The sequence below is a fragment of the Shewanella sp. 38A_GOM-205m genome (genome assembly GCF_000518445.1).
Taxonomy (GTDB): Bacteria; Pseudomonadota; Gammaproteobacteria; order Enterobacterales; family Shewanellaceae; genus Shewanella; species Shewanella algae.
This window is the reverse complement of sequence record NZ_KI912438.1, coordinates 44,298-62,679: the sequence shown is the minus strand read 5'-3', so window position 1 is coordinate 62,679 and position 18,382 is coordinate 44,298. Positions and strand designations below refer to the sequence as shown.

Below are 18,382 nucleotides of genomic sequence, written 5' to 3'. Positions count from 1 at the left end.
TTATTGTCCTTATCAGATCGAAAACTTAACGTTGAAAGACACATAATCGCGATCGGCCATCGCGTTGGTTGTGCCTACCCCACCGAAGAAACTGTTATAGGAAAGATCCGCGCCCCAGCGGCTCTGGTAGTCAAAACTGAGTCCCAGTGCCACGGACTTGCGACCTTCGGTAAACAGGAACATAGGATCCGGGGTGATACCCTCAACGTCATGGGAGAAAATCACTCGAGGTGACATATTGATGCCGGAGAACACGTTGTTGAAATCGGCCTTGGCGACAATCCGGTAACCCCAGGCGAAATCTGTCGGGAACGGATTGGTTTCAGGGCCATTGTGCAACGCCTCTATGATGCCAGGCATATCCGGATTGCCGCCGCTGCGACCTGTGCCTGGGCCATTGAGCCTGAGTTCATCAAAACTTGGCATATCGTGGATCCATACCCCACCGACTTCGGCGAGCATGGTCAGGTTATCGGTACCCAAGGTGGGACCGAACAAGTGGGTAAAGGTCATCTGCGCTTGAGTGGTATCGAGACGAATATAACCTTCGGCGTATTCACCCGGACCAACATCCTTGACATAGGAAGTGTACTGGGACAAACCATCAAGATCCGGCCTCAGCCCTGCGTTGGCAAGCTGTTGTGGCATAGCGGCAAATAGCAGTTCCACATCATCAATCTGCAGTGGCTCATCCTGGCGGTGTGCGATTTCACCGGCTACAGAGGTATCGCCAAGCAAGGTGTTGAAGCTAAAGCCATAGAGCTTGATATCTTCAGGATAAACCACCTGGGCCTTGGAGAAGCTGTCCAGGCTCAGCAGCACTTCACGGTTAATATTGCCGGCGTTTTGCCCAAGCACAGCCATATCTGACAGCAGCGCGCCTGTACTGAAGTCCGCCGTGGTACCACTGATGAGTGGGCGACGGCTATGGTAGTTCATGTAGTACAAGCCAAACTCGGTTTCACCCAGCTCCGGAGCGTAATAACCCAGTTTGATACCGTACTGACCGGAATCGCTGGGAGCGGCTTCATCTTCCACCAATGTCACCTTGGTGGGATAAGCCAGTGCCATCTGCACCAACTGCTCGGTCGGAATATTCTGTCCGGAGGCTATCATGTTGGACAGACGGTTATATTCCTGGGTCAGGAAGTCGAGATTGATATCCGGGTTGGCGTTAAAGCCGAGCTGAGCGTTTTGGTTGTAGCCACCGTAACCGACAAAGTCATTGGTGCCGAAAATCGACCCGGGAGTCGGAACCCAGATAGGCTCCCAGTCATACTGATAGAAAGCTTCCAGCGACAGGTTTTCGGTCACCCCAAAAGAGGCCCACACCATACCCTGTGGCCTGAAGGCTTCCTTCAATTCTGCGCCCGGCGCGTTGAGTATGTTCAAATCAACCGGGTTGATCACCGCAATACCATGGGAAATCAGCGTGCTTTCCCCCCATGACACCACTTGATTACCCACACGGATAGTCAGTGGATTGGCACCATCGTTGAAATCGAAGTTGGCATAGACGAAGGCATCCAGCAGACGGATATCCTTACACTGCACTTCCTCGGCGCGCTTGTCGGCGCAAGGGTCGTAGCGGTTGCCGGTCAGCGGATCATTGAAATCGTAAATTCTGTCGTTCAGCTTACGATCGTAGAAATACATGCCGCGGGCGAAAATACCGAAATTCTCATACTTGAGCGACAGCTCGTGCAGCCCCTTGAAGATTTCCGAGGTGGTATCACCCTTAGAATAGAGGAGATTACTCAAGTCATTGTTACTGGAATAGGAACCGGGCTGCGCCCAGATCTCGGCAGCCGTGTACTTGGTATCAGTAAAAGCGGAATAGCCACTCCAGTCGAATCTGGGATGGTTAACCTTACCTATCTGACCATCCCAGTCACGTCCTTCCACGCGCCAACTGGCGCCCAAGGTCCAGGTCGAATCAAAGGAGCCATCCACATCGCCCCATTTGAAAGACACCGCTTCGACACTGGGGATCATCCCTAAACTCAGTGCCGACGCCACCCCCAAAGCGAGCGCCGACTTGTTAAAACGGTTTATCACTGTTTTCATTTATCGCTTCTCCGTAACCTGCTGGATTAATTGTTATAGGAGTCTCAACCAACATCTTGTTAGCTCACAGGTAACACCATTGTTACAGCAATTAATGCTGATGAGCAAGGCGGATACTGAGAAATTTATTGTGCAGATTTGAGGACTTAAGACGGATCCGTCATTCAGGAAAGGCGCAGGGATTTAAATTTTTGTTGAGTATGCAAACGACAGTGAAGGTTAACAGCTATAACCCAATTAATTTCAATGAATTAACCTTTGTTACAGCTGTAAAAAACGGCCGACTGATTTAGTCGACCGTTTTAAGTAATTACTCTAAAGTTGTTTCAGGGAAATGAACTTTCCATCCCGGTCCAATCTGAGATGGAATTCACCGTGAATACCATCGGCGGTCAGAAAAGGACGTAGACGACGGCCGTTGATCCAGAGGATCTTGCCACCCTTTTCCCTGACCTCAACATTTTCAGCAATACCTTGATAGTAAGGTAAAAAGTCCTGATAACTCAGATTGAGGCGAAAGTAAAATTCCATCTTTAAGCTCAGTCTTCCAGTGCGCGGCTGACCTTCTCATAAAGATCCCGTGACAGCTCAGGCATAGCCAACAACTCCTGCAGGCAAGCCTTCATTTTGGCCTGGCGCCCGGCATCAAACTTGGCAAACTGGATCAGCGGAGTAATGATCCGTGCTGCCACTTGCGGGTTGAGGCGATTGAGCTGTTTGAGCATGGCGGTAAGGAAAGCATATCCCTTGCCGTCCTGGCGGTGGAATTGGCGCACATTGGCCGCGGCAAAACTGCCCACCAGGGAACGAACCCGGTTGGGATTATTCAGACTGAAAGCCGGATGTTGCAACAGGCTCTCGAGTCTGGCGATCACCTCATCATCTGTCGCCATCGCCTGCAGGCTGAACCACTTGTCCATCACCAGAGGGGTCTGGTTCCAGCGCTGCTCGAATGCCTGCATCAGGGCATCGCGGCAATCACAATCGGCATCGTTGGCGGCAAGCAGCGCGCCCAGCGCATCTGTCATACCAGAGGCCGATGCAAACTGCTGTTCAATCAAAGACTCATGCTCATCAGAGACTTTGGCCAGCAGCCCAAGCAGAGTGTTTTTCAAACTGCGGGCGGCAGCCTCATCCAGTGGCAGCAATTGACGATAACGGGCCAGCAGCTCATCTTCACAGCCAGTGGCGATGGCTTCAATCACAAAGTCGCGGGCCAGCAACAGGGCATCCAATTCAACCTTATCGGCCTGCTCAATCAAGGAAGACACTGAAAGCAGCTTGAGAATTTCGGCCGCAAGGCCCTTATCCAAAGCTTCGTCCAGGATCACGCCTCTGAAGCCGTCGACAACCCGAGGATCCAGATGCATCCCCTGCCCCTGTTCGAGCAAGGCAACGTTGGCCCAAACAGCGCGGCTGAAGAGACTCATCGCCGCTTCCCAGCGGGCCACTTCACTGCCGGCATGGCGCAGTAAGCAGAGCAGCTGTACTGTGCTGTAGTCATACTTGAGCTTCACCGGCGCCGAAAAGTCCTGCAACAGCGAAGGGATCGGACAGACACTGATATCCTTGAACTCCAGAGTCTGCTCGGCCTGGGTAAAATCAAACACTTGGTTGACCAAGGCGTTGCCGTCATTGCCCAGCAGTTCCAGACTGAACGGAATATGCAACGGTGCCTTAGCCGCTTCACCGGCGCGCACTGGGGTGAACTGCTTGAGGTGCAGGCGGTAAGTCTCTGTGCTTGCATCATACTCATCGGTCACTGTCACCTGAGGGGTGCCCGCCTGGCTATACCAAAGGCGGAATTGAGTCAGATCTTTACTTGAAGCATCTTCCATAGCGGCGACAAAGTCGTCACAGGTAACCGCCTGGCCGTCGTGGCGCTCGAAATAGAGCTTCATCCCTGCCTGGAAGGCCTGCTCACCCAGCAGGGTGTGCATCATGCGGATCACTTCGGCGCCCTTGTTGTAAACAGTGACTGTGTAGAAATTATTCATCTCTATCACGCTTTCGGGACGAATAGGATGCGACATCGGGCCAGAATCCTCGGCGAACTGCTGGTTCTTGATGACCTTGATGGCATGAATACGGTTGACGGCCCGGGAGCCGAGATCTGAGCTGAATTCCTGATCGCGAAATACGGTCAGGCCCTCTTTCAGGCTAAGTTGGAACCAATCGCGGCAAGTTACCCGGTTGCCGGTCCAGTTGTGGAAATATTCGTGGCCAATCACAGATTCTATACCGTGAAAGTCATCATCGGTCGCCGTGTCTTTATCCGCCAACACATACTTGGTGTTGAAGATATTCAGGCCCTTGTTTTCCATTGCACCCATGTTGAAGAAGTCCACAGCCACCACCATGTAGATATCGAGATCGTACTCGAGATCAAAGCGTGACTCGTCCCAGGCCATCGCCTTTTTAAGTGAAGCCATGGCGTGTCCGGCCTTGTGCAGGTTGCCCTTGTCGACAAACACCTGCAGTTTGACCTCTCTGCCGGAGCGGGTGGTAAAGCTGTCTTCCAGCAGGTCAAAGTCACCGGCAACCAAGGCAAACAGGTAAGCGGGTTTAGGGAAAGGGTCTTGCCAGACGGCGAAATGACGACCATCGGCCATCTCCCCTTTCTCCAGCAAGTTGCCGTTGGAGAGCAGGAAAGGAAACGCCTTATCGGCTTCGATACGTACCTGGTATTTGGCCAGCACATCGGGACGGTCGAGAAAATAGGTGATGCGCCTGAAACCTTCCGCCTCACACTGAGTGCAATAGGCGCCATCGGACATGTACAGGCCTTCCAGTGCCGAGTTATCGGCCGGGCTGATGCGAGTCACCAGAGTCAATTCAAATTCGTTGAGTTCGGTTTCAAGCAGTAGTTTACCCGGCTCGAGGCGATAGTCGGCCGGTTCACCATTGACCAACAGCTGCTCCAGTTCCAGCTCGTCACCATCAAGCTGCAGAGGCTCATTGTGACTGCCGTTGCGCTTTACCCGGCTGACGGCCGTCACTCGGGTTTGCTTGGGTTCAAGCTGAAATGAGAGTGACAGTTCGGGGATCAAAAACGCCGGTGGACGATAATCGGCCAGGTGCTTGGCCTGCAGTTGTTGCGGGGAAATGGTTTGTGCTTCAGACATAGGTCATCCTTAATTCGTTGGGCACTGGCAGTCGCTGAGTTCGTTGACTGATCTTGCCTCTGTTCGCGCTGGGAGCAAACAAAAAACGCGCAATCAGCGCGTTTTTTGTTTCCTGGAGCCAGCATCAATTTGCGCTGTTTTTTGCCAATCTCTGATAGTCCACCATATCCAGAGTGATATAGACGGCTTCATCGAGGAAGGCATCCGGAGTCTCGATTTTCTTCTCGTCTTCGGAGACATTTTCATCGTCATCCAGAGACTTCAAGGGTTCGAGACCATGGTCAACCCGACGTTCGTTGAGGCGGGCCAACTGTTTCTGATCGTCCTTATCCCGCTCGGCCAAGCGCTCACTTTCCACCAGAGAAACACTCTTCTCTTTATGGTGTTTCTTGAACTCGCCTATGTCCTGCAGTATATAGCCGAACTCGACGTCCTGCTTAATCCGGCTCTGGTGGCGTTTCGCAAGATTGCTGACCATCTCTGCGCCGATTTCACCCAAAGGCTGGTACTTGGCTACAGGCACCTTATCCCATGGCAGTGCATTGTCTTCTTCCGCCTCACCATATTCCCCCGGCTCCAACGCACTGGGGAACGGAATATCCGGAGTCACACCTTTCAACTGAGTACTGCCACCATTAATACGGTAGAACTTGGCTATGGTGTACTGCACATGGCCAACCGGCTTTTCATACAGGTCGTAGATACGGCCAAGGCTCTTGTGCTGCTGCACTGTGCCTTTACCGAAGGTAGACTCACCGATAATCAAGGCGCGGCCATAATCCTGCAGCGCAGCGGCAAAAATTTCCGATGCCGAGGCCGAGTAACGGTCAACCATCACTGTGAGTGGACCGTCATAATAGCTCTTGCCATCGTTGTCGCGGTTTTCGCTGATGCGACCATTGGCGTCACGAATTTGCACCACAGGCCCCTGATCGATAAACAGCCCGGTAAGCAAAGTCGCTTCGGTCAAGGCGCCACCACCGTTACCACGCAGGTCAATAATCACACCTTCAACCTTGGCTTCATTGAGTGTTTGCAACTCCTTGGCCACATCGCGGGATAAGTCCATATAGAAGCCGGGGATCTGGATAACACCAATTTTACGCTGAGCGTAAGGACCGGTTTCCGGCTCGACTATCTTGGAAGTCGCCGCCCTGTCTTCGAGACGAATTTTGTCCCGCACCACAGTCACATTGATGGGTTTGGCATTGGAGCCGCCTTTCTTGGGCAGCACCTGCAGAGTCACCTTGCTACCTTTAGGGCCTTTGATCAGGTCGACTACATCATCCAGACGCCAGCCGATAACATCGACCATCTCCTTGCCTTCCTGACCTACACCGACAATTCTGTCTTCAGGCGCCAGCTTCTCACTCAGCGCAGCTGGACCACCGGCCACCAGACTCTTGATAACTGTGTAGTCATCTTCCATCTGCAATACGGCGCCTATCCCTTCCAGGCTCAGGTTCATCTCCATCTGGAAACGTTCGGCATTACGGGGAGACAGGTAACTGGTGTGCGGCTCGACACTGCGGGCAAATGCATTCATCAGCCCCTGGAACACGTCTTCGCTGTTGGTTTGCTTCAAGCGTTTGATGGCGTTGTTGTAGCGCTTACCCAGCACATCAACAATCTCCGGCCACTCTTTACCGGTCAGCTTGAGGTTGAGGGCATCGTACTTGACCCGCTGACGCCACAGCTCGTTGAGCTCGGCCTCGTCTTTGGGCCAGGCGGCATCTTTACGATCAAAGACATAAGCATCGCCGGCCTGATTAAAGTCCATCTCTTTGTCGAGCAGACTCAAGGCATAGGCAAAACGCTCGTAACGGCGCTGCTGCACCAGATCGTACATCTTGTACGCCGGTTCCAGATCGCCGCTGCGTACCATATCGTCAAACTGATTGGCATAAACCTTAAAACTGTCGATATCGCTCTGCAACAATACATTGCGGCGGTAATCGAGTTGTTCAAGAAAGCGTTTGAAGATCTGCTGCGAGAAGGCATCATCCAGATCGAATCTGTGATAATGGGAGCGACTGAACAGGCCGGTTATCCGTTTACTGGCAACCTTGTGTTGCGGCTCCTGTTGCAAATGGGGTAACTCGCTGACCGGAACTGCCGGTGAGATAGCCAGCGCCTGGGATCCCATAAAGACACTGGCGATCGATGCAGCAAGAATAAATTTTCGCATCAGCAAGTTACTCCTTTCTATTTGATGATTTTACAGCAGAATATGTTCCACGCGGACCTTGACTGACAGGCCGGAATCCAGTTGGACGTGAACATCTTCTTTATTGATGTCGAGGATCACACCTGCTACCGGTGTCATACCCAATTTGACATTCACTCGCTGTGAAGGTTTCAGCTCTTCCAATACGGCTGGTACCAATTCCACGGCTGGAGCGGCAGGCTTGCCAGGCTTACGGGCCGCCTTTTTATCGCTGCGGGGGCGATCGTTGCGGGGCTTGTCCCCTTGAGGACGAGGCTTACGCGCAGGCTTGGCTTTTTTGGCTTCACCTTCTTTGGCTGGCTCGGCAGCACGGCGGGCCTTGGCTTTTTCCTGACTCTCTTTCAGCGTCGCCTTGGCATGTTCAATATGCTCTGGGTCCAGTTCGCCGCAAGGGTTACCATCGAGATCCACCCTCTGAGCGCCTTCCTTGATGCACTTCAGATAACGCCAACTGTTGGTGTAGCGTCTCAGGGCGACCCTAAGTTGGGTCTTACTGACTTTGGAATCATCAGCCAACCTTTCAGCCAAATCCTGAAACAGTCCTATCTTCAGTGGTTTGGTTTCTCCTTCGGCAATAAAGCACAAAGGGAATGTTTCATACAAATACGCCAGAATAGCGTTGGTGTCGGTCAACTTTTCTGTTGATTCCATCATTACTTCCACAGTTAACAGGGGACGTCAGTGGTCAGTTAGGTCTGCTGTACTCACGGCGTCGTTCATCTTCGTTAACCCCTTGGGGGATAACGTACAAATTAGCATGCATTCGGCCATTGCCAAAGGCATTACACAAAACTTAACATTTCAGCCTGATACGGCCAAGCACCACAAACGGTCATTTGGCCCTCAAAGCGGCCGCCTATTATAAGCTGCACGCGCCTTAAAGCGACCACCAATTGTGGCAGATTGTACGGGAATTAACCAAATAAGCACTTTTCCAGACTCTGCACCAGGGTCTCCAGCCCGGTTTGATCCTCTTTATCGAAGCGCGACAGGCTGGGACTGTCGATATCCAGCACGGCAATCAGTTCGCCCTTTTGGTAAACAGGGATCACAATTTCCGAGTTGCTGGCGGCATCACAGGCGATATGTCCGGCAAACTGATGTACATCCTCAACCAACTGAGTCTCGCCCTTGGCGGCCGCGGTGCCACAGACCCCTTTGCCCATTGGAATTCGGGTACAGGCCAGTTTCCCTTGAAAGGGCCCAAGCACCAGTTGCTCGCCCTTGAGCAGATAGAAACCCACCCAATTGATGTCTTCAAGGTGTTCATTCAGCAAAGCTGAGAAATTGGCCATGGCACAAATGACATCGTCTTCACCGGCAAACAGTGCCTGTACCTGACGGTTGAGCGTATCGTAAAACTGAGCTTTCATCTGTATTCCCGGGTTATGCCTTTTCTAGTTCTGTCTTCTTCTTACTGCTCTTGGCGGGGGCCGGTGCTTTTACCGGGGCACCCTTGAGCAGATTCGCCAGTGTATCTTTATGAGAAGCTAAATAAAAAGCAAGTTTTTCCGCTGTATTATCATCCAGTTCCAATTCACTGGCTTGAATAAAGGGGATTAAGTTATCCGCGATGTCGAGCATCTTATCGTAGGCGTCTGCCTCCTTCTTAGATGTAAATGTCATCTTCTCAACCCCTTCTCTGACCACAACGTACTGAGTTATAACGGCCATGACCTTCCTCACACTGTTTAAATATACAGTACATAGAGTGACATAAAATGCGCTATAGATGCAAGAGACGCGCTCTTTCTGATAGTATTTGCGAGTTTGTTTTGTCGATTAACTCCAATGGACCCACGCGCAACGCAGTTAGTGTGTTGACGACTAAGCTTGGGTCACCATGGCCAGAACAGGACATATCCAGCATTTGAAAGCTTATACTCCAAGCGACAACAAACCGGACTGCAGCTTAGTGCTCTGCCGCGCCTGTGATTTGGCTGTGAGTAAACGCGCCTTGCCCTCCGGCGTCAGAGCGCTTTGTCCCAGATGCCATACAGCGCTTTATGATGCGCCCTATTGTTCTATCAATGGCATGCTGGCGTTATGTATCAGTGCCCTGCTGTTTTATCTGCCCGCCATGCTGCTGCCTGTATTGGAAATGCACTTTCTCGGCAGTGTCAGAACCACGACCGCATACCAAGGTGCCCTGGCGGTAATTGACCAAGGTTATTGGATAGTGGGGATTGCCGTATTGGTGGCGGCAGTAATAGCCCCAGGAGTACTCAATCTGTCGATTTTTGTTCAAGTACTGATCATCAAGACAGGTCTGGTGCAGCATCACTTCTGGCGAGGGGTTCTCACCTGGTTGCTCAAGAAGCAAGGCCTGCTGTCGCAAATGACCATGCTGGAAATTTATGTGATCAGTTTCCTGGTTTCCGCCTTTCAGTTGTCCGACTTCTCCGATGTTTACTTTGGCATGGGAACCTTTTGTTTTACCATGCTGTTTTTGGTGACTCTCTTCCTGCAGCGCGAATATAACCTGGAGCATATGTGGAGTTTTCTCGATGAAAGCTAGAAAGCAGATCCAGGGCAAAGACATGGGCCTGTGCACCTGCCCTGCCTGCAAGAAACTCAACCTGATAGAGGATGAGTACTGCAGCCGCTGCCAAAACCCACTCAGGCTAAGGGACGAAACCAGTCTGCAAAAAAGCTGGGCCTTGCTGATCACTGCAGCCATCTTGTTAATCCCGGCCAACATCTATCCCATTACCATGCTCACCAAACAGGGCAAGGTTACCTACGACACCATTTTTTCCGGCATCACCCATCTGGTACAGTCGGATATGTTACCCATCGCCATCATAGTCTTTACCGCCAGTATTCTGGTGCCCTGGCTGAAGATTATCGGCCTGGCTTTCTATCTGACGGCGATCAGTTTCAACCTGCCTATCCCCAAACGGCCACTGATGGCTGGGTTTCATATCATAGAATGGATTGGACGCTGGTCTATGCTGGATCTGTTTGTCATATCCATTACCGTTGCCCTGGTTAATATGGGGCAATTGCTGGACGCCAAGCCGGCGCCGGCAGCAACTGCGTTTGCCTTGGTCATCCTCTTTACCCAACTTGCGGCCAAGGTGTTGGACACACGTTTACTTTGGGATCAACTGGACACAGAAGATGACGCAAATCGAAAAGCCTAAAATAGTCAAAAAGAAGCTTTTTTCCCCCATCTGGCTGTTACCTATAGTGGCGTTGGCCTTGGGCGCTTGGCTGGGGCTGAAGAGCATCAAGGAATCCGGCATTGAGGTGCGGATCCACTTCCCCAGTGCCAGTGGTATGGATGTGGGCAAGACACTGGTGCGCTATCAGGGCCTGACCGTCGGCAAGGTGGTGGATATCTCCATCGATGAAGAGCTGCAGGGTGTGAACGTCGATGTATTGATGGACTACCGCGCCGAGCCTTTCCTCAGGGATGAAACCAAGTTCTGGCTGGTGACCCCCAAAGCATCCATCACAGGCGTCGAAGGTTTGGATGCCTTGTTCTCGGGAAACTATATAGGTATTCAACCCGGAGACGGCGATTCACGTTACAGCTACGAGGCCGAGCGCTCTGCCCCGGCCGTGCTGCCCAGTAATGATGGCTTAGTGGTTGAACTGAGCGCCGATCGCCTCGGCTCACTGGATGTGGGCTCTCCGGTATTTTATCGCCAGGTACCTGTTGGCAGTGTGGTCAGCTATCGACTCGACAACAGTGACAAGCTGCTGCTGAGTGCCTTTATTCAGGAGCAATATGCCTATCTGGTCAAGAAGGATTCCCGCTTTTGGAATGTCTCCGGCATAGAGATCAACGCCTCACTTTCCGGCGTTAAGGTCAGCGCAGAGAGCCTGGCGGCGATACTCGCCGGCGGCATCAACTTTGATTCCCCCGAAAGCTCAAAGAACGCAGTAAACGGCGATAGTTTCACCCTATATGACAATGAAACAGAAGCCAGTGGCGGCGCCAGCTTTATCCTGTCGGCAAAAAACGCCGATGGCCTCAACAAGGGCAGCCCCATTCTCTACCGCGGTTTGCCTATAGGGGAAATCGAAGAGATAGTGCTGGCCGATGACGGCGTGGCGCTGCATGCCCGCCTGGACGCCCCCTACTCGAGTCTTTTGACCGGCACGGCGCAATTTTGGCGTGAAGGCGCCGAGCTGTCACTGTCCGGCATAAAACACCCGGGCCGATTGCTGAGCGGCGATGCCATCGCCTTTCTCCCGGGTACGGGCGAGGCCCAGACCCGTTACGCCTTGGCCGAGCAGGCGCCGGATCTCAGCAAGGCCAAGGCGCTAAAGATAACGCTTAGAGCCGATGAAAACCCCGGCATCAGCCCAGATGCCGAGCTGAGGTACAAGAAGATCGCCATAGGCAAGGTCACTTCAGTTACCCTGAGTCAGGACTTTAATTCGGTAGAGTACCAGGCCGAGGTGTTGCCCGAGTTTGCCCCGTTGCTGACTCAAGGCAGTGACTTCATCGCCGAAGCCGCGCTGGACTTCAACGCCTCACTGGACGGAGTCAGCCTCAAGAGCGGCGATTTTACGACCCTCACCAAGGGCAGTGTCAGCTTAAGACGCGGCCAAAGCCGCAAGGGCGCGGATCTTTCCAAGCCGTTGCCGCTGTTTGCCTCGAGTGCCGAGGCCGGCCACTATTACCAAGGCATGGAGCAGCTAAAATGGCAGCTCTACAGCGATGATGGCGCCGACTTGAGCCCGGGCGCACCTGTCTACTACAAGAAGATGCAGATAGGACAGGTGAAACAGGTCAGCTGGCAGAGCCAGGATGACAGATTTGCCATTGCGCTCGCCATAGACCATACCTTTGCGCCCCTACTCAAACCCAATGCCGTGTTTTGGCGCAATCAGGCGGTGTCAATCGATGCCGGACTTTCGGGAGTCAAGCTGGATGTCGCGCCGCTGGCCGGTGCCATCAAGGGCAGTATCAGTTTGGGCTTTTTGGAACAAGGCGAGCCCAACAATAAGCAGCTTTATACCTCCGAGTCACTGGCGCGCAATCAGGCCGTTGCCATTGAGCTGAGTTTCCCGGCCAGTGCCACTATCAAACCAGGTGCCGCTATCCGCTATCAGGGCCATCAGATAGGTGAAGTCACCCGGGTAACCTTGAGTGACGATCTCAACAGCCAGCAACTCAGTGCCTTTCTCTATGGCCGCTATGCCGAGCCGTTTCTCAAAAGCGACAGTCGCTACAGCCTGGTCAATGCCGAAATATCCCTTAAGGGCATAAAGGCGCCGGAAACCCTGCTGACCGGCGCCTATATCAGCGCTCTTCCCGGCCAGGCCACCAAAGCGAGCCGGCAGTTCAATGGCAAAGTACACACGGCGATTGCCCCAGAGGCCGATGCGCTGCAGCTGGTGTTGAGCAAGACCAGCCTGGGCTCGGTCAACATAGGCACAGGGATCTTCTTTCGCGGCATTCAAATTGGCGATGTAACCAGCTATAGACTGGCGCCCAAGGGCGATGAAGTCTGGATCCAGACCCAGATTGCTGCGCCTTATCGGCATCTTATCAACCAGAGCAGCAGGTTCTACGACTTGTCCGGTATTCGGGTCGATTTGGGGCTGTTTTCCGGAGCCCAAATCGAAACCGGCTCATTGGAAACCATACTCGCCGGCGGCATAGGAGTGGTCACTGAGCTCGACAATCAAAGCAGCAAACCGCTTGAAAACCAGAGCCTGATGCCACTTCATGACAAACCCGAGCGCGACTGGCTCAACTGGCGCCCAAGACTCAGCCAGCCATAAAACCCAAACGGGGCTCATCTGAGCCCCGATTTTTAAGTTTGTGATCCTACCTATGTTTCACCTCAGCCATAAAACCAATAGCACACGGCGATAGCAGTGCAGATACCCGCCAGATCGGCAAACAAGCCACAAGCCAGTGCGTGGCGGCCATTGCGGATACCGACGGCACCAAAATACACTGCCAGCACGTAAAAAGTGGTTTCTGTGCTGCCCTGGAAAATGGCCGCCAGCCTGCCGGCAAAAGAATCGACGCCGTAATGGGCCATGGTTTCCAGCATCATGGCTCTGGCGCCTGAGCCGCTCAAAGGCTTCATCAGGGCGGTTGGCAAGGCATCGATAAAGCGGCCATCCATCCCCAGGTGGCCCACCAAAGCGGCAATAACCCCGAGTAGATAATCCAGTGCGCCGGAGGCGCGCAGTAAGGCTATCGCCAGCAGCATGGCCAACAGATAAGGAATGAGCCGCACCGACTGTTCAAACCCCGACTTGGCGCCTTCGATAAATTCATCGTAAACCGCCACCCGCCTAAGCAGCGCCACCAACACAAAGGCAAAGATGATCCCCAGCAGCAAACCGTTCCCCAACATGGCGGAGACTTCGCCGATCCGCTCGGCTCCCAGGGTCAACAGGTACATCACACCGGCACTGAGACCGCCGAGCAGTATTGTGCCATAACCCAGCACCACCCAATCCAGCAAGCGTATCCTTTGCACCAGCGCCACCACACTCAAACCCGCCAGGGTCGAGCCCAGGGTAGAGAGTAAAATAGGCAGGAAAATGTCGGCAGGATCAGCAGCCCCTTGCTGCGCCCGGTACAAAAAAACCGTCACGGGTACCAAAGTCACGGAAGAGGTATTGAGCACCAAAAACAGAATTTGGGCATTGGTGGCGGTCTTCTTGTCGGGGTTCAGGCTTTGCAAATCTGCCATCGCCTTAAGTCCCAATGGTGTGGCGGCATTGTCCAACCCCAGCATATTGGCGGTCAGGTTCATGGTGACGCTGCCATAGGCGGGGTGGCCTCTTGGCACTTCCGGCATCAACTTGCTGAGCAGCGGCTCAAATACCCAGGCAATGGCTGCAACCACTCCGGCTTTTTCCCCAAGACGCATCAGCCCCATCCACAGGGTCAACACCCCAATCAATCCCAGGGCTATTTCGGCGGCCAATTTGGCGCTGTCAAACATCGCCGTGACAGACTCATTGAGAACAGTCGCATCGCCGCTCATCAAACGCAGCAAAATCGCTCCCAGCGCGATAATAAAGAACAGACTCCAAACCCGGTTCAACACCTAAAACACCCCACAGTCGCCGCGCCCGAGTGTGCTATACTGCCGCCATCCCGGGGTCACCCTTTTTGTTTATGGTTCAATTAAATCAGAATTTTATCAACAGTATCGCCAAGGATCTGCCAGAACATCTCAAGCTCGAGGATTTTATTCACTTTTGCAGCTTACCACTGAGAGCCGCCTTGCGGGTCAACACCCTCAAAATCAGCGTCGATGAATTCCTCTCGAGAATGCGGGCCAAAGGCTGGCAGTTCGAAACCATTCCCTGGTGCCCTGAGGGATTTTGGTATCAGGCGGGCGATAGCCAACCCGGAAATTGTGTCGAACATCAGCAAGGGCTGTTTTACATTCAGGAGGCCAGCTCCATGCTGCCGCCCATGGCGCTGCTGGAGCCGGGAATGGAGCTGGTGCTGGATATGGCCTCGGCGCCGGGCTCCAAGACCACACAAATGGCGGCCATGATGGCCAATGGAGGCGCGCTGATCGCCAACGAATACTCCTCCAGCCGCGTCAAAGTGCTGCATGCCAATCTGCAGAGAATGGGGGTCAGCAATACGGCCCTGACCCACTTCGATGCCAGGGTGTTCGGCCAATACCAGTATGAATCCATGGATGCCGTGTTGCTCGATGCCCCCTGTAGCGGTGAAGGCACGGTACGCAAGGATCCGGATGCCCTCAAACACTGGGATCCACAGGAGATAGCCGACATTGCCGCCACCCAGAGGGATTTGATAGATTCCGCCTTTCTGGCACTTAAGCCTGGCGGGGTAATGGTGTACTCCACCTGTACCCTCAACAGCCAGGAAAACCAGGCCGTACTGCAACACCTTAAGCAAAAATATGGCGCTGCGGTGGCCTTTGAGTCACTTGAATCACTGTTTGCCGGGGCGGAAAAAGCCTGCTCTGCCGAGGGCTTCTTGCATATTTGGCCGCAAATCTATGACAGCGAAGGTTTCTTTGTTGCCAAGGTGCGTAAACTGAGTTCAGTGGCGCGCGAAAGTGATGAACCCAAACAGCAAAAGCAGTTTCCTTTCAGTCTCGCCAGTGCCAAACAGCAACAGGCCATCGCCGCCGAGCTGCAGCGGTTGCTCGGCAAAACGCTTCCCGACGGCAGCCTCTGGATCCGGGATCAGGAGTACTGGCTGTTTCCCTGCGGCTTTGAGCCCTTTATCGGCAAGATGCGTTATCAGCGTATCGGTCTTAAGCTCGCCGATGACAGTAAGCATGGGTTGAAACTGCGTCATGAAGCCTTAATGGCCTTGGGAGTAACCGCCGACAAGGGTTATGAAGTTACAGAGCCTGAGGCTCAGGCTTATCTGATGGGCCGGGATATCGCGCTGGATGGCAGTGAAAAAGCCCGTGGTGAGCTGGTATTGACCTGGGGCGGGCAAGTGCTGGGGTTGGGTAAACATCTGGGCAACCGGCTGAAGAACAACCTGCCGCGGGAGCTGGTCAAAGACAAGATCTGCCTATCCTGAAAGCCTTGGCCGTCCTGAAAGCATTGGGTAAACGCCGCTGCAGACACGCCTTCGATTAAACTCGCCTGAATGCTTAAAAGAGTGGCTTGTTAAGTCATTCTTTTAAGTGCCCTTACTTAAATCGACCTCTATTTTTGTTATATCTTATATTAATTAGTGCTAACAAATCTGCCGGCCAAATACCTCTTTTATCGGCGTTCGGCTAATATTTAGTCAGAGATAGCCAATCCTGTCGGATCTCAACATTAGCGCACGGCTCAACCATGAGCCATTCCCCTAGGCCCAAAACAATTGGAATAGTTTTGGGCCTTTTTTTATCTGCAGCTTTTATGGCAGATGACCAGTGGTTGGATATCCCTAAGCCTCCGCCCTATCTTGCCGCAAGTTTGGCCGCATCCTTGAACAGGGTAAAAAAGTTGTCTGTGGTGTACTGGGCCAACTCTTCAAAGGACTCACCTCTGAGCTCGGCAACAAACTCGGCGACATCACGAACAAAGGCCGGCTGATTCTCTTTTCCCCGATGAGGCACGGGTGCCAGATAAGGCGAATCGGTTTCGACCAGCAACCTGTCTTTGGGGATTTTACGGATAACACTTCTTAGCTCACCGGCATTTTTAAAGCTGACGATACCGGAAACCGAAATATAAAAGCCCAGATCCATCGCCGCCTTGGCCATTTCCCAGTTCTCGGTAAAGCAGTGCAGTACCCCGCCGCACTGTTCGGCGCCACCGTTCTTCAGTATGGCTATGGTGTCTTCTCTGGCATCCCGGGTGTGAACAATCAAAGGCTTGGCCACTTCTCTGGCCAGTGCCACTTGCTGCTCAAAGCATTGTTGCTGCAAGGCCTTGGTATCATCGGTATAGAAATAATCCAGCCCAGTCTCGCCAATGGCCACGACTTTCGGGTCGGCGGCATAACTCTTGAGTTCATTGAGATCCAATCCCTCTTTCACATCCAAAGGATGCACCCCGGATGACAGGAACACCTGCTCAAACCCGGCGACTTTGGCCTTCATCTCTGCAAAACCTTTTTGCCGGACATTGACACAAAGAAAATAGTCTACCCCCCGAGCTTTGGCGGCATCGAGCAACTGACTAAGGCTTTCGGGATCCGGCGCGGCTTTGAGGCGATCGAGATGGCAATGGGAATCAACTAACACTTGGAAATCCACCCACAATTGAAAAGGACGGCAAGGATAGCGCCCTACATAGTGCAGGTCAAATCACCCGATGCCAGCTCTCTGGAGAGGAGTTTTTCGATATGATGCTTGTGGGATTCGGGATCCGAGAGAATTTTAACCCCTATTCCGGCCGGGCGTCCTCCGGAAGCACCGAGCGGGTTGATCCACACCACGACCCCCTGAAACTCATTGACATGAGTCGAGCCCGGCAAACGATAACCTATCTGGATCTCCTGACCGAGGAAATGTCCCTCGGTAGTTGCCACAAACAGGCCCGCTGGCTGAATAAAAGGCATATAAGCACGATACAACTGGTGCAGGGTGTCAAAATTCACTGTCAGATCGACCATAGGATACTTTTTAAGTTTTCAGTCTCTTATATTCTAAGACATAATTCTGGCAAAGCGCCAAGTAGTTGACACTCGGCATCTGGCTCAGACGATTACAGGTATCCATCACCTTGGCAGCCAGGGTCGCTATTCGCGCCCGCAGCAAGGGGTCCTCCCCTTCGGTGGTTAACAGCTCTCTATGTAACACCAAGTATAAAACTCTAAGTACATCAGAGATTTGTTCTTCACCTACTGTTAACAAACTAGCACACAGATGGCCCGTTAACAAACTGGCGCGCCAATCGCGGCGATAATCCAATAAGGTCTGGTATCTGTCAGACTGCAAAACCTCTGCCAACTTTAGCGGCCCGCCGACGACGGGCAAACACCAGGTAACATCGGCCGGCAGCGGCAATTGCTGCGCCAGCCAGGACTGAATGGCACTATTGTTCGGCAGTTTTACCTGCACTCTCTGACAACGACTGGATATGGTCGGCAGCAGCCCGGCGGTGCTGTCGGTCTGTAGAATAATCAGCGTCCCCTGCCCCGGCTCTTCCAGGGTTTTCAGCAGGGCATTAGCCGCTGCTTGATTGAGGCGCTCACTTTGGGCGATAAGCGCCACGCGCCGCCCACCTTGCTGGGCCGTGGAGGTCAGGTCCTGACAAAGCGCCCGCACCTGATCCACTTTTATCTGTTTACCATCGGCTTCGAGAAGATGAAAATCGGGATGGTTACCGGCGAGCACCAGCTGGCAGCTCTTGCAATGACCGCACTCTCCCCGAGCTGTGGGTTCGCTGCACAGGGCCGCCGCGGCTATCTCTTCGGCTAGCTTCATGCCGCCATAGCCTTGGGAAAGCCCCAGCAGTAACGCATGAGGCATCTGAGCCGAGTGCAGTTGCTGCATAAAACGGGCTTTGGCGTCACTTAACCAGGGCATGTCCATCT

Annotated in this window: 15 protein-coding genes; 4 read left to right on the top strand and 11 right to left on the bottom strand. The window is 53.1% G+C overall.

Annotation, left to right across the window (positions count from 1 at the left end; genetic code table 11):
- Positions 1-12: 12 nt before the first annotated feature.
- From N512_RS0120035 to N512_RS0120005, 7 genes are all read right to left on the bottom strand, one after another.
- Complete coding sequence (locus N512_RS0120035; protein WP_028781454.1) at positions 13-2,067, bottom strand: DUF1302 domain-containing protein; 2,055 nt, start codon at positions 2,065-2,067, stop codon at positions 13-15.
- A 315-nt stretch (positions 2,068-2,382) separates the two neighbouring features.
- Positions 2,383-2,598 (bottom strand): DUF2835 domain-containing protein, encoded by a 216-nt coding sequence (locus N512_RS0120030; RefSeq protein ID WP_025011156.1) that lies wholly within the window; start codon positions 2,596-2,598, stop codon positions 2,383-2,385.
- A gap of 8 nt (positions 2,599-2,606) precedes the next feature.
- Positions 2,607-5,192, bottom strand: coding sequence for an aminopeptidase N (gene pepN / locus N512_RS0120025; protein WP_028781453.1), 2,586 nt, complete (start codon positions 5,190-5,192; stop codon positions 2,607-2,609).
- A gap of 124 nt (positions 5,193-5,316) precedes the next feature.
- Positions 5,317-7,380 (bottom strand): carboxy terminal-processing peptidase, encoded by a 2,064-nt coding sequence (gene prc / locus N512_RS0120020; RefSeq protein ID WP_028781452.1) that lies wholly within the window; start codon positions 7,378-7,380, stop codon positions 5,317-5,319.
- A 30-nt stretch (positions 7,381-7,410) separates the two neighbouring features.
- Positions 7,411-8,070, bottom strand: coding sequence for an RNA chaperone ProQ (proQ, locus tag N512_RS0120015; protein WP_028781451.1), 660 nt, complete (start codon positions 8,068-8,070; stop codon positions 7,411-7,413).
- A 263-nt stretch (positions 8,071-8,333) separates the two neighbouring features.
- Entirely contained in the window at positions 8,334-8,792 is a 459-nt protein-coding gene (locus tag N512_RS0120010) for a GAF domain-containing protein (protein ID WP_025887716.1), read from the bottom strand.
- Between the two features lie 13 nt (positions 8,793-8,805).
- Positions 8,806-9,093 (bottom strand): YebG family protein, encoded by a 288-nt coding sequence (locus N512_RS0120005; protein ID WP_028781450.1) that lies wholly within the window; start codon positions 9,091-9,093, stop codon positions 8,806-8,808.
- Positions 9,094-9,289: 196 nt separating this feature from the next.
- On the opposite strand from N512_RS0120005, the gene N512_RS0120000 reads away from it, so the two are divergent.
- From N512_RS0120000 to N512_RS0119990, 3 genes are read left to right on the top strand one after another with little or no spacing between them, the layout of a single operon-like run.
- Entirely contained in the window at positions 9,290-9,937 is a 648-nt protein-coding gene (locus N512_RS0120000) for a paraquat-inducible protein A (protein ID WP_037475773.1), read from the top strand.
- On the top strand, positions 9,927-10,565 hold the full coding sequence (locus N512_RS0119995; protein WP_025887715.1) for a paraquat-inducible protein A: 639 nt from the start codon (positions 9,927-9,929) through the stop codon (positions 10,563-10,565). The genes N512_RS0120000 and N512_RS0119995 overlap by 11 nt, the downstream gene beginning before the upstream one ends.
- Positions 10,543-13,164, top strand: a complete 2,622-nt coding sequence (locus N512_RS0119990; protein ID WP_028781448.1) for a PqiB family protein — start codon at positions 10,543-10,545, stop codon at positions 13,162-13,164. The genes N512_RS0119995 and N512_RS0119990 overlap by 23 nt, the downstream gene beginning before the upstream one ends.
- Positions 13,165-13,226: 62 nt before the next feature.
- Here N512_RS0119990 and N512_RS0119985 read toward each other — a convergent pair whose 3' ends face one another.
- Positions 13,227-14,453 carry a nucleoside recognition domain-containing protein gene (locus N512_RS0119985; RefSeq protein WP_028781447.1) on the bottom strand — a complete coding sequence of 409 codons (1,227 nt, stop codon included), beginning with the start codon at positions 14,451-14,453 and terminating at the stop codon, positions 13,227-13,229.
- Positions 14,454-14,524: 71 nt separating this feature from the next.
- Between N512_RS0119985 and rsmF the strand changes: the two genes are divergently transcribed.
- A complete protein-coding gene (gene rsmF / locus N512_RS0119980) occupies positions 14,525-15,928 on the top strand; it encodes a 16S rRNA (cytosine(1407)-C(5))-methyltransferase RsmF (RefSeq protein WP_028781446.1) in 1,404 nt (467 codons plus the stop codon).
- 370 nt (positions 15,929-16,298) lie between these two features.
- On the opposite strand, the gene N512_RS0119975 is transcribed toward rsmF, so the two are convergent.
- From N512_RS0119975 to holB, 3 genes are read right to left on the bottom strand one after another with little or no spacing between them, the layout of a single operon-like run.
- Positions 16,299-17,087, bottom strand: a complete 789-nt coding sequence (locus N512_RS0119975) for a TatD family hydrolase (RefSeq protein ID WP_028781445.1) — start codon at positions 17,085-17,087, stop codon at positions 16,299-16,301.
- A gap of 44 nt (positions 17,088-17,131) precedes the next feature.
- Positions 17,132-17,458, bottom strand: coding sequence for a PilZ domain-containing protein (locus N512_RS0119970; protein WP_025011164.1), 327 nt, complete (start codon positions 17,456-17,458; stop codon positions 17,132-17,134).
- Positions 17,459-17,468: 10 nt separating this feature from the next.
- Positions 17,469-18,380, bottom strand: a complete 912-nt coding sequence (gene holB / locus N512_RS0119965) for a DNA polymerase III subunit delta' (RefSeq protein WP_028781444.1) — start codon at positions 18,378-18,380, stop codon at positions 17,469-17,471.
- Positions 18,381-18,382 lie beyond the last annotated feature (2 nt).

What these genes read in the sequence shown, in the direction of transcription:
- N512_RS0120035 (WP_028781454.1), bottom strand. Translation starts at nt 2,067, where the DNA reads ATGAAAACAGTGATAAACCGTTTTAACAAGTCGGCGCTCGCTTTGGGG.
- rsmF (WP_028781446.1), top strand. Translation starts at nt 14,525, where the DNA reads ATGGTTCAATTAAATCAGAATTTTATCAACAGTATCGCCAAGGATCTG.
- N512_RS0120010 (WP_025887716.1), bottom strand. Translation starts at nt 8,792, where the DNA reads ATGAAAGCTCAGTTTTACGATACGCTCAACCGTCAGGTACAGGCACTG.
- prc (WP_028781452.1), bottom strand. Translation starts at nt 7,380, where the DNA reads ATGCGAAAATTTATTCTTGCTGCATCGATCGCCAGTGTCTTTATGGGA.
- pepN (WP_028781453.1), bottom strand. Translation starts at nt 5,192, where the DNA reads ATGTCTGAAGCACAAACCATTTCCCCGCAACAACTGCAGGCCAAGCAC.
- N512_RS0119990 (WP_028781448.1), top strand. Translation starts at nt 10,543, where the DNA reads ATGACGCAAATCGAAAAGCCTAAAATAGTCAAAAAGAAGCTTTTTTCC.
- holB (WP_028781444.1), bottom strand. Translation starts at nt 18,380, where the DNA reads ATGGACATGCCCTGGTTAAGTGACGCCAAAGCCCGTTTTATGCAGCAA.
- N512_RS0119970 (WP_025011164.1), bottom strand. Translation starts at nt 17,458, where the DNA reads ATGGTCGATCTGACAGTGAATTTTGACACCCTGCACCAGTTGTATCGT.
- N512_RS0120030 (WP_025011156.1), bottom strand. Translation starts at nt 2,598, where the DNA reads ATGGAATTTTACTTTCGCCTCAATCTGAGTTATCAGGACTTTTTACCT.
- proQ (WP_028781451.1), bottom strand. Translation starts at nt 8,070, where the DNA reads ATGGAATCAACAGAAAAGTTGACCGACACCAACGCTATTCTGGCGTAT.
- N512_RS0119995 (WP_025887715.1), top strand. Translation starts at nt 9,927, where the DNA reads ATGAAAGCTAGAAAGCAGATCCAGGGCAAAGACATGGGCCTGTGCACC.
- N512_RS0120005 (WP_028781450.1), bottom strand. Translation starts at nt 9,093, where the DNA reads ATGGCCGTTATAACTCAGTACGTTGTGGTCAGAGAAGGGGTTGAGAAG.